The following is an 11,855-nucleotide window of genomic DNA, read 5'->3' as shown; positions in this document are numbered from 1 at the left end:
AACTTTTGCGCTCACTTTACTTCAACACAGTAAAAGATGTCAAATGGGTTCTATATGTAAGTGGCAACCAACCCCATTTTTTTCCAGGTTCTCCTCCAAGTTGAACTAAAGTGTAATCAAGAGCTTGGTTAGTATGAAAAGCTCCATTGGATTTAGGGCGATACTCATCAGTTTGTTGAGCTTCTCCCTGAAAATTCTCTTCGTAGTTAAAACGAAAAATTGTATCTGCCAGTAGATTTGAGCTAGGCAGAACATGATTATTGGTCAACAATAAATCTTGAGCCACAAGAAATCCGGTTCCTGACCAGCGTTCTTGGCTAGTTCTTACCCCAATATAGGCAACTGACCGCGCTACCTGAAGTCCCTGCTGTAAAAATGAGATTGGGCGTAGAGTATTCTCACCAATTATTTTCTCTAATACATCTGAAGTCGTTTTTCCCCCTCGCCACTCATTGATAGCAGGTAATCTTGCGATCGGGGTCATCATGTCATACTTTGTCAGCAGCATATCCAAAAACTCTTGCTGCTGCATTCCCGTAAGACTTTTCAAAGTATTCAATAACTGCCCCAGTGCCTCATCGTCATAAGTTAAACGCCCGTAATTAGATAGATAGCTAACGATCTCACTAACTGCCACAAATGAAGCACCCGAAAGATTGATCATGGGTATTAACTGTTTCAGACCTGCTAGCTCCAAAATTTGCTGACGCGATCGCTCTGTAGCCAGTTCTGGTAAATCTTTTAGGAGAGTTATTAATTGTTTGCGATCTTCAGCTTCTAGATTGACCATATTTTTAGTCTTCGAGTGAAGTTAGTACTATTAAAAAAATAAAAAATAATTCTAGTACTAATGGAATGTTTAAAGTTAGATGTCCTTAACATATTTTGCTACATAACTATTTTTACAACACATCCTTAATGGTCAATGCAGAGCCGAGTAATGATTGTTGCCAAATAAGTCTTTGCTGAACGAACTGTTTTGCTCGTTGTTTGTTGCCAGTGCAGAAAGGTTTATTGCACCATATCATCGGCATTGGTTACGGTACTCAGCATTCGGTAGGCGATTGAGAACAGCAGGGGATGATGGTGGTTAAAATTATCCAGAGAACTCATATAGCTTTCTCTGATTGCTGAATCGTTTGCAATAACTTAAATCTTGGGTTTAGCTGAGTTGAATTTCTCCACCCTGTGGTTTTGATAATGCTTGTAATTCTTCCCAAGAATAGTGATCGGGTAGTTCAATTGATTTGTGATTCGCTCCTAATCCCAATGTAATTGTTGGCTGGAGTTCTTCAATGAATTCTCCAGCGGAACCTGCCAACTTCTGGGCTGCAACGCCACCAGTAATTGCCCCTGCAACTACACCAATTGCAGCACCCACCTTACCACCAATGGAGCGACCCAGTGCGGCTCCTACAACGCCACCTCCCACAGCACCTAGACTTGTAGCCAGGGGATGAGGTGAATCTGTCGCTTCTAAATCATCTGGTTGAGATGGAATCTGTGGTTGTTGTTGCGGTGTAATTTGCCGTTCATCATTCGTCATAATCTTTCGTCCTTTTTGATTTTACTAACAGACATCTCTAGAAATTAAATATGCGTTATTTAAAACCATTCTAGAGACGTAGCACTGCTACATCTCTGTAGACAATTTTATTTCAATCGTTCAGTGAAGCGCCGCTGCAAGTAGGTCGCCAACGCGCAACGCATTGGCCATAATTGTTAATGTCGGGTTAGCACCGGAATTCGAGGGAAAGAAACTACTATCTACCACATAGAGATTATCGATATCATGGGTACGGCAATTGATGTCAAGGACTGAGGTTTTGGGGTCTGTGCCAAATCGACAACTACCACATTGATGAGCAACTGCTTGTTCTGGTAGCTGAGTCCGCGGATAAAGGCTAAATGGTAGGACGTTTTTAGCGCAGTGAGAGATTGACTTGAGTATAGATGTCCAGCGATGGATTAAGCGATCGCTTGCTTCGGTATTATTCAATGTATAGTCAACGTGAATCTTGTCACCCACCACCCGAACCCGATTATTCGGATCTGGTAAATCTTCTGTTTGCAACCACCAACCAACCGATCGCTCGGCCAGCAAATGGCGCTCATAATTAGGAATCAGCTTGACAAATGGTGCCATCAGTGGGGGTGCTTCTGCGGGAATCATATCTGCTAGCACATTGCCCGTATTCTGCACCATACCCATCGGGTAAGGAAAATCTGGCTCTCCCCAGTAAAAATCGTTAATAGCGATCGTTTTTTGAAAGTTGGCGTGATTCACCTCTAAATGTATGGAAACTATAGCCGTTTCCAGTTGCTTCATGAAATTCCGCCCCACCTGATCGGAACTGTTTGCTAATCCGTTGGGATGTTTGTCATTAGCAGAGCGTAACAGCAAAGCGGCTGAGTTGACAGCACCACAGGCAACAACCACAATATCGCCTGCAAACCAATGTTTTTCCCCGGCAATTTCAGTTTCTACCTTCGTCACTTCTCGCCCCGACTCACTGGTATGCAGCCGCAAGACTTTGGCATTAGTTAAAAGGGTGAAATTGGTATACATTTCGCGGCTAGGACGAATGGCATTAATATCAGCATCGGCTTTTGCATTTACAAGACAGGGATATCCGTCAAAAGTATCGCAGCGAATACAGGGACTCTTGGTGCGATCGCTTTCATTAAGCTTTAATCCTAGTGGTAGGTGAAATGGATAATAACCTAGTTCGCGGATGCCATCAGCAAGGGACTGCATATCTGGCTCATGACTGACTGGCGGATAGGGATATGGTTCACTGCGAGGTGGTTCGGTGGGGTCTTCTCCTTCTTGTCCATGCACGTCATACAGCTTTTCTGCTTGCGTGTAGTATGGCTCAAAGTCTGAGTACTTGAGCGGCCATTCTGGAGAAATTCCTCCTTTATGAATTACCCTTTCAAAATCCCGTTCCCGCAATCGAATTAAGGCTGCACCGTAGAGTTTAGTATTGCCACCAACCCAGTAACCGGTCTGGGGCTTAAATGCCTTGCCTTCCTTGTTATACCATTGCTCATCAGTATGGTAGCGATGTTTTTGATAGACTTCCTGCGGATTCCAGTTAGCTTTCTCTCTCGGCAAAAAGTCGCCTCGTTCCAGCACTAGAATTTTTTTACCTGTAGGTGCGAGGCGGTGAGCCAATGTACCTCCACCTGCTCCCGTACCGATAATGATGATGTCGTAGTGTTCTGTGATGTTCATCATATATTATGCAGGAGGTTGCAAATTATTTTTATCTTGAACCTAATTAGTTTAACTGGTTCCTAGTCAGTACTAAAGTGCTGTATTGAGCGCTTAAACGCTCAATACAAACTCTGCTAGCGCTTGCTACTAATTTGAGGCTGTTTATGAATCAAATCAACCGCACCGTGCCGTAATTCTTCAACAGTTGGCATCTGGTTCAAGCGCATTAATTCCGAGATAGCTGCTGCTTCTGTATCCCGATTACTGGTTGCAACTGCCAAGACTTGATTGTTTTTGATGTAAAAAGCAACGAATTGCTGTTTTTGCAAATCCCCATCTACAATCATTTCATCCCAACTTTGGGCGTGTCCAATATAGCGCAACGAAAATTTGAATTGCATCGTCCAGAAAAAGGGAATTCCTCTAAATTTAACAGCTTTACCTGCCATGTTATGAGCTGCAATTCGCCCTTGCTGTGCTGCGACTCGCCAATGTTCAACGCGAATCGATTCGCTTGTACGCCAATCGGGATAACGGGCTATATCACCTGCGGCGTAGATTCCATCACCTGCACGTAAGTATTCATCAACAACAACACTGCGATCTTTGGGATGCAATTCGACACCTTGAAGAAAATCTGTTGCAGGTTCTACACCAACGCCGATGATTACGATATCTGCTTGCAAGCGATCGCCATTATCTAAAACTACAGCTTCTACCTTGCCGTTACCAGCAAATTCAACCGCTTTTCTACCAAACTTAAAGGAAACGCCCTTTTCCTCGTGAACTTGCTGAAAGATTTTACCGATTTCCTCGCCAAGAATTTTCTTAAAAGGTACAGAATCCGGCGAGATCACAGTTACTTGTAAGCCGTGCTGACTCAGCCCGGCTGCCGTTTCCATGCCGATAAAACTGGAGCCAATGACTACCGCTTGTCCTTTTTGCTTGATGGCTGTCAAAATGCGATCAGCATCAGCAAAAGTGCGTAATGTGAAAATGTTTTGCAAGTCTGCGCCAGGAATATCTAACAGGCGTGGTTTTCCTCCTGTTGCTACCAGCAAGGCATCATAAGTTAACGAATCTCCATTAGTAAAGGCGATCGCTTTATTTGTTGTTTGCACCTGTTCAACTTGGTGATTCAACAACACTTCAATGGCGTGTTCTTGGAAAAAATCGGGCGATCGCAGGGGCATTTCCTCGGAAGATATTTTACCAGTGAAGTAGTCTTTACTCAGCTTGGTGCGCTCGTAGGGTAGCTGATCTTCCTGAGTAATCATGACGATTCGCCCTTGATATCCAGTTACTCGCAACGCTTCTGCGGCATGAATCCCGGCTGCACCTGCGCCTAAAATCACAAATGTGCGTCCATCAACGCTGGGGTTGAATTGCGCCATTGCAGGCGATACCTGCGGCGGCAAGCTACGCAATCCTGTAGTTTGCTCTGGTACGCTGACAATGACGTTTTCACCTTCAATTCGTACCTCATAACCAGCTAAAGAATCCAAGCCAGGTGGCTCTTGTTGATCGCCAGTCGTCACGTTAAAACAGGCACTATGCCAGGGGCAAACAACATGATCCCCACTTAGTACCCCATCTGCCAGTGGTGCGCCATCATGAGTGCAGTGTGCGCTGACGGCGTAAAACTTTCCATCTATTCGACTCAGTAAAATTTTTATCTCGCTGACAGATACCTGTCGCATTTCACCATCATTTAGATCGTTGACATTGGCAACAATTGCTTCTATCTGTTTCATAATCAACTCTTAAGTTAAGAATAAGAGTTATACCAATTCTTTCAAATCTAGCAATAGATTCCAACCCAGAAAAGCAGATGCAATCTGAGTATGGATGCAAGGTTTTACACTCCTTCATTATGAATTAAGAATTGATATAACAACAAAGAACTTGCATACTGGATTTGAGGCTAGAACACCAATTTAATCATCTGGGAAAACCTTTCTCTCTTTCGCTGTATTTTGATGGATTGATCTGCAACTTTGATGCATCCAAGTTGTAAAAATTAACCTGCCTGACGTTACGTAGTACTTCTATAAGCTAAGGACTAAAGTCCTGACTACAAACTTATTCATCCATTAATGGACTACTAGTTTCCTTTAAACTTGCTTTGCTTACAAACTCGCAACCGAGCCACCATCTACCCGATAGTTGGAACCAACCACAAAGCTTGATTGCTCAGAACAAAGGAATGCAATTACAGCCGCTACTTCTTCGGGTTTGCCACGTCGTTTGAGTTCGAGGTGAGGGCGCTGTTCATCAAGGAAACTGTCAATTGCCTCATTAAAACTGACACCCAGTTCTTTTGAGCGCTTTTCCATCATTGCGTCAGTCATTGGGGTGGCGATATAGGCAGGAGAAACTGCATTTACTAATACGCCATCTTTTGCATAAGCTTTAGATAAATTTTTAGCAAGATTCAGTACCGCTGCTTTGCAAGCGCAGTAAGGTATCTCTTCTGGGTAGGGCTGTAGTGCATCTTCCGAACTGATGAGAATAACTCTGCCCCAACCACTTTTACGCATCGCCCCAATAAAAGCGCGACAGGTGCGTACCGTCGCCATCAAGTCAACCTCAATTGTCTTGTACCACTCCTCATCACTCAGTTCGAGGAAATCTCCCGTAGCACCTGTAATTCCTGCCGCATGAACAAGAATGTCAACAGTTCCGAAACGCTTCAAAATTTGCTCTTTGGCAGCTTCGATTTCTTCAGGTTTAGTGAGGTCTGCCTGAACCGTAAATATTTCTCCAGACTTTCTTAATTCCTCAGCCGCGAGTTCAAGATTTTCGGAAGTCTTATCAAGAATAGTAACCTTTACACCTTCCTGAGCGAGTAGTTTCGCTGTCGCTTTACCAATGCCGGAATCACCTCCAGTAATTACAGCGACTTTACCTTTAATACCAAGATCCATACGCTATTTCTCTTAATTATGAACAATTCATGCCAAGCTGATTAATTGAGAAATATTCAGATAGTTTTTGCATACAAGTTTTACTTTATGTCACAAACTGTGATTTTTTCAACTCATCAATGGTATATCTCTAAAATGATAAGTTCAGCCTTTGGATATATAGCAATCTTGTGGGAATTATGGAAATTATCGAACCACCAATTAGAAGTGCTATGAGTAATCTTTCCTAACACGCAATCTCAAATTATAGACTCTATCTAATGGCTTAATTTTCATTTATACCGAAATAAAAGCTAATATTTCATTTTAATTTCATCTATGTTTATATATGATGTAAATTAGGCATATTTAATATTTATAAAAATTAAATAGGTATTAACTTGAACCTGCCATTGATCGCCAGTAACCAAGTTAAATAACAGGAGATTCTTATGGCTGAAGCCATTGAGATTTATGACGATCGCCTCCTTGCTATTTTACGCCCCGGTGCTTCACTCCAGGAGCTAGCTAACGGTGCCGTTCATAGCGAGGGGCCTGTTTACTTCCACGAAGATGATAGCGTTGTCTGGAGCGACGCTCACGGCAACCGCCTGTTACGCTGGAGTTCTACCGATGGTGTCAGCGTCCTGCGATCGCCATCTGATTATCAAAGTGGTAATTACCGCGATTTAGAAGGTCGTCTAGTTGCGTGTTCATCCGGTCTGCGTGCTATTATCCGACGCGAACATGATAATGAATGGCAAGTTTTAGTCGATCGCTACCAGAACAAACGCCTGAACAGTCCAAATGATTTGGTAGTCAAAAGTGACAACACAATTTGGTTCACCGATCCGCCCTATGGGATCACTGAGCCAAACCAAGGTTACGGCGGCGAACAAGAACAACCCGGAAGTTACGTGTATCGCTTTGACCCGGCAACTGGTGAGATTTATCCTGTAGTAACAGACATGATCCGCCCTAATGGGCTGGCTTTCAGTCCAGATGAAAGCCTGCTGTATGTTTCAGATACAGCTGCGTTTAATATTCCTGGGGGGCCTCATCATATTCGGGTGTACGAGGTTGATCGCAATCTAAAAAATGGGCGTGTGTTCGCAATCATTGAGCCAGGACAACCGGATGGACTCCGGGTTGACGAACATGGCAATGTTTTTACTAGTTCTCAAGACAGTGTGCAGATATACGCCCCTGACGGGACTCGGCTGGGAAAAATTTTTGTACCGGAGACATCTGCTAACCTAACTTTCGGTGGTAAGGAAGGCGATCGCCTATTTATCACAGCCGGTCATTCCTTATATGTTATCGACTTTAATACCCGTGGTGTACAACTATGATTTATCAATTTGGGTTGGGTGTAGCGATCGCTTTTTTCCTAGCTGCATTTAATTTCCCACAGCTAAGTCCCCACTTGTTAAGTTCCCTCTCTCCTGTGTATCCTGAGGGATTTCCCGGATTGGCGCTTTTACTACTAAGAGTTAGCCTTGGCTGGTTGTTTATATTACATGGCTATCCCAAGATAACCCATCTTCGCCAGTGGGCTGAGTCTCTACAAACGCCTGTCTTTCTTTGCTTTTTATCAGCTGCATCGATGTTAGGTGGCGGAATTTTTCTGATTATTGGATTCCTCACACTTTTAGCAACTTTGCCCATTCTCTGCTCAATGATTTTTGCGATATATTTACACATCTCTGGAAGTAAGCCTTTTGTAGCCCAAGATCCATACTTAATTCCTGAAGAACAGTATCAGGGTGCTTTAGGACAAGGTGAACCGCCAAGTTGGGAAAAGGCTTTTATGTATTGCGTCATGCTAATTGCGATCGCAGTTTTAGGCCCTGGTGCTTATTCGCTGGATGCTTTAATTTTTGGAAGTTGAATCACTTATTGAAATGTATACTTTATTACTAGCCCTTCTCAGGAAGGGTGGTACTGTTAGCTTCTGATCATTCCACTATTAGCAAAATAGAATGTTTGTCAGGGTCTTTAATCAGACAACCCTGCCTGTAAGGAAATGAATTATCAGTAAACTGCACAATCTGGGATGATACAAACTGAACCCCATTTTGCCGCAGGTTATCCACTAACTGCTCAATATCGTTGACAACAAGCTCAATTTGCATGTGTGCAATATCGCAACTTTTCCAGTCACTCGGCATTGTCCGACCTTTTCCAGGCAAAATATAGTCCAGCAGTTCAATTCCCACACCATTTTGAATAGGTCGTAGTCCTGTAATTTTGACTTTGGCTCCTGGTAAATTATCCAAGCGAGATTGGCTTACACCCCAGTTAAGACTACGGCTATCAATTTGCATTCCCAGGAGGTCGCGGTAAAAGTGTAGACTCTGCTCGGTATTGGAAATAGCGATCGCACTATGATCGATTCCTAAAAACAAGCGATGACTGTTTTGATGCCATTTATCTTGTCCTTTATCAGGAGGAAACCAAATTAACTCTAAATCATGACCATCAGGGTCTTTAAATTTAAAGGCGCGGACACCACCAGATGCTTCATTCTCAGGAGGTATTGTCTGGGGAGAAACTGAAATTGGTTCAATAGGAAATGAACTCAAGTGAGTATAGGCGCGATCCATATCACTTACCACAATCGCCAGATGTTGAAACCACAGGTCATTACTTTGTGAATCCCTGGGAATTGGTTTACCCTCAACGTTGAGATACTCCATCAACTCGATGAGTTCATCACCTAGTCGCAAGGTAACAATGCGAATTTTTGCTCCAATCACATCTTCCAAATCGCTGTAATTCTGTCCTTCAACAGTGATATCAGAAACTAGTTCAAATAAAAGTGCTTGTATATAGAAATCCAAAGAGCGATCGCAGTTTGTCACTGTTAATCCAATAGCTCGAATTCTTTGCACCTGTACATTGTTCCGATTAGGCGTATTCATCAATCAAAGCTCCTTTTTCTCCTCCGAACCCAACATTTTCAAGAAATTTATCGCAACTAAAACCCCTACAATTCCTGCACCAAGCGTTTCCACTACTTGGACAAATATTTTGCCCATATCCTGAGGGTCAAGATGGTGATGAAAAATCTCTTCATCCAGCCATTCCCTAGCAGCTTTGAAATCATGAATTGGAGTTGGTAATAGCGTTAAATACCCGCATTCACCTGCAACTTCCAAAACATTGAAAAAGCCAGCAGCAGTATCATTTAACCGCCTATATTTCTCTTTGCTGGTTTGGGATCTTCGTCGAAAGCGATCACTCTCAGATTTCGGTCATCAGTAATTTTTCGCTTGTCAATAGCCAAAACCTTGTCTAAACAAGTTTACATCAAAAAAAAATGCAACGCCCAGAAAATTTATCTCATTCATTAGAAAAGACGCACTACTGAGTTGATACCTGAAAGATTTCACTCAATAATCAAGTTGTTTTGAAATTTTTATAGCTCTTTAGATAGAGATATTTATTACTCCAATAGTTAGAAGCGCTCCTGATTGTAAACCTTTAAAATCATGCAAGGAATAACTATAAAAAATTAAACACATAACTCAATTATGTTAATTGTATCAACAGTGGTATAATTATCGGCAAATGTCCGACAGTTTGGTTTACTTTTGACTCAATCATCGGTTTCAATCATCGGTTTTCAGTATCAGCTGTTTGCAAACTCCGCAAATTAAAATACATAACATAGCAAAAATTCTCAGAAAATATTATGAGCTATTCCCCTTACCTGCTCAAAGGTCAAAAAGCACTTGTAACAGGTGCTAGTTCTGGTATTGGTGAAGCTATAGCTCGCTATTTAGCTTTATCAGGTGCAGCAGTAGCTATCAACTATCATTCTGAAGCTGAGGAAGCCCAAAAACTTGTCGATGAGATCAAAGCCGCTAATGGTGAAGCATTTGCGATTCAAGCTGATGTCAGCAAAGAAGACCAAATAAAGGCGATGTTCAGCCAGACGCTTGAGCAATTCGGCACTATTGACATTTTAGTAAACAATGCGGGTCTTCAAAAAGATTCACCGTTCGTAGATATGACCCTTGATCAATGGAATAGAGTTATTGAGGTGAATCTGACAGGACAATTCTTATGTGCAAGAGAAGCTGCAAAAGAATTCTTGCGCCGAGGTGTACAACCCCATATTTCATCTGCCGCAGGTAAGATTATTTGTATCAGTTCAGTGCATCAGGTAATTCCTTGGGCGGGTCATGTTAATTATGCCGCGAGTAAGGGCGGTATAAATATGATGATGCAAAGTATTGCTCAAGAACTTGCGCCCCACAAAATTCGCGTCAATAGTATTGCCCCTGGTGCAATCAAAACTCCAATTAATAAATCAGCTTGGGATACCCCAGAAGCAGAAGCAAAGTTATTAAAACTGATTCCTGCAAAACGTGTTGGTGATGTAGAAGATATCGCTAAAGCAGCAGTTTGGTTGGCTTCTGATGATTCTGATTATGTCTATGGGACAACTCTGTTTGTAGATGGTGGTATGACCTTGTATCCAGGTTTTGAAGAGAATGGTTAAAATAATTTGTAATTCGTAATGATGCCCTTTATGATATGCTGCGCGTAGCTTGCTTCTGGGCATGAATCCGCGGAATCATGCTAACGGAATTAAGTTTTATAATAGGGACTTAGACCCTAACATACTTACCACTTGTTAGAAGCGGGGGCAATTAAATCCTCAGAAATCGGTTCAAAAGAGACTTCTGACAAAGTGTAGAGATGCTATTGCCAAAAGCAGAAATAAATCTGTGAGAAACTTACCTATTTAGAAAGCTTGGAGATAGCTAATATTTATAATCATGGCAACTGATTCATCTCATAAAACAATTTTTGCAGCGATGGGCGCTAACTTAGCGATCGCTATTACTAAATTTATCGCTGCCTCCATTACTGGCAGTTCCGCCATGATATCTGAAGGGATTCATTCAGTTGTAGATACTGGCGATCAACTGGTACTTTTGCTAGGAATTCGCCGCAGCCAAAAGCCAGCAGATGATAGCCATCCCTTTGGTTACGGTCAAGAACTTTATTTCTGGACTTTCATTGTCGCCATCCTCATCTTTGCCATTGGTGGCGGAATGTCAATTTATGAGGGAATTACTCATTTAATTCAACCTAGTCCTTTAGAAGACCCAAAATGGAATTATATTGTCTTAGGTATGGCAATATTATTGGAGGGTTTTTCTTGGACTGTAGCTTTAAAAGAGTTTTTGCCGACTAAGGGTAAACAAAATTTTTGGCAAGCAATCAAAAACAGTAAAGACCCCACAGTATTTACAATATTATTTGAGGATACTGCGGCAATTTTAGGTTTATTCGTTGCCTTAATAGGAATATTTTTAGGACATCTATTTAATAATGTTTATTTTGACGGTATCGCCTCAATTCTTATTGGCATCATCTTAGCTATAGTAGCTGTGGTATTAGCGAGAGAAAGTAAAGGATTATTAGTTGGTGAAAGTGCCGATCCTCAAACTATAGCCAACATCCGTTCTTTGTCAAAAACAGAACCAGGAGTCAAAGAAGTTATTCGAGTGTTAACAATGCAACTTGCTCCCCAGGAAGTATTACTCAACTTAGAAATTCAATTTTCTCACAATCTTACAGGTGAAGAAATAGCATTAACTGTAGAAAGTTTAGAAGCAACAATTCGCCAAAAACATCCTGAAATAAAACAAATTTTTATTGAAGCTAAATCCTTAACTGCTGCTCGCAAATCTTCTCCGAATTATCAATAA

The 11,855-nt window shown here is 41.9% G+C and carries 12 protein-coding genes; 4 read left to right on the top strand and 8 right to left on the bottom strand.

Features of this window, described 5'->3' with window-relative positions:
• Positions 1-16 precede the first annotated feature (16 nt).
• From HWQ44_RS06485 to HWQ44_RS06460, 6 genes are all read right to left on the bottom strand, one after another.
• Positions 17-790, bottom strand: coding sequence for a trypsin-like peptidase domain-containing protein (locus tag HWQ44_RS06485; RefSeq protein WP_292716460.1), 774 nt, complete (start codon positions 788-790; stop codon positions 17-19).
• A 221-nt stretch (positions 791-1,011) separates the two neighbouring features.
• A complete protein-coding gene (locus HWQ44_RS06480) occupies positions 1,012-1,113 on the bottom strand; it encodes a sigma factor (RefSeq protein WP_292716457.1) in 102 nt (33 codons plus the stop codon).
• 49 nt (positions 1,114-1,162) lie between these two features.
• Entirely contained in the window at positions 1,163-1,546 is a 384-nt protein-coding gene (locus tag HWQ44_RS06475; protein ID WP_292716456.1) for a hypothetical protein, read from the bottom strand.
• Between the two features lie 120 nt (positions 1,547-1,666).
• Positions 1,667-3,241 (bottom strand): GMC family oxidoreductase, encoded by a 1,575-nt coding sequence (locus HWQ44_RS06470; RefSeq protein ID WP_292716454.1) that lies wholly within the window; start codon positions 3,239-3,241, stop codon positions 1,667-1,669.
• A 113-nt stretch (positions 3,242-3,354) separates the two neighbouring features.
• Positions 3,355-4,974: an FAD-dependent oxidoreductase gene (locus HWQ44_RS06465; RefSeq protein ID WP_292716452.1), complete on the bottom strand. Its 1,620-nt coding sequence runs from the start codon at positions 4,972-4,974 to the stop codon at positions 3,355-3,357.
• 375 nt (positions 4,975-5,349) lie between these two features.
• On the bottom strand, positions 5,350-6,147 hold the full coding sequence (locus tag HWQ44_RS06460; RefSeq protein WP_292716450.1) for an SDR family oxidoreductase: 798 nt from the start codon (positions 6,145-6,147) through the stop codon (positions 5,350-5,352).
• Positions 6,148-6,578: 431 nt separating this feature from the next.
• Between HWQ44_RS06460 and HWQ44_RS06455 the strand changes: the two genes are divergently transcribed.
• Entirely contained in the window at positions 6,579-7,478 is a 900-nt protein-coding gene (locus HWQ44_RS06455) for an SMP-30/gluconolactonase/LRE family protein (RefSeq protein ID WP_292716448.1), read from the top strand.
• On the top strand, positions 7,475-8,017 hold the full coding sequence (locus tag HWQ44_RS06450; RefSeq protein WP_292716445.1) for a DoxX family protein: 543 nt from the start codon (positions 7,475-7,477) through the stop codon (positions 8,015-8,017). The genes HWQ44_RS06455 and HWQ44_RS06450 overlap by 4 nt, the downstream gene beginning before the upstream one ends.
• Positions 8,018-8,084: 67 nt before the next feature.
• Here the strand turns inward: HWQ44_RS06450 and HWQ44_RS06445 are convergent, their stop codons facing one another.
• Together HWQ44_RS06445 and HWQ44_RS06440 are read right to left on the bottom strand one after the other, a co-directional pair.
• Positions 8,085-9,050, bottom strand: coding sequence for a VOC family protein (locus tag HWQ44_RS06445; protein WP_292716441.1), 966 nt, complete (start codon positions 9,048-9,050; stop codon positions 8,085-8,087).
• 3 nt (positions 9,051-9,053) lie between these two features.
• Complete coding sequence (locus HWQ44_RS06440; protein ID WP_292716439.1) at positions 9,054-9,287, bottom strand: hypothetical protein; 234 nt, start codon at positions 9,285-9,287, stop codon at positions 9,054-9,056.
• A 536-nt stretch (positions 9,288-9,823) separates the two neighbouring features.
• Here HWQ44_RS06440 and HWQ44_RS06435 point away from each other — a divergent pair.
• On the top strand, positions 9,824-10,636 hold the full coding sequence (locus HWQ44_RS06435; RefSeq protein WP_292716436.1) for an SDR family oxidoreductase: 813 nt from the start codon (positions 9,824-9,826) through the stop codon (positions 10,634-10,636).
• A gap of 280 nt (positions 10,637-10,916) precedes the next feature.
• On the top strand, positions 10,917-11,855 hold the full coding sequence (locus tag HWQ44_RS06430; protein ID WP_292716432.1) for a cation diffusion facilitator family transporter: 939 nt from the start codon (positions 10,917-10,919) through the stop codon (positions 11,853-11,855).

The organism is Nostoc sp. JL34 (assembly GCF_017114945.1).
Lineage (GTDB): Bacteria > Cyanobacteriota > Cyanobacteriia > Cyanobacteriales > Nostocaceae > Nostoc.
The sequence above is the reverse complement of the archived record's forward strand: the minus strand, read 5'-3'. Positions and strand labels throughout refer to the sequence as shown.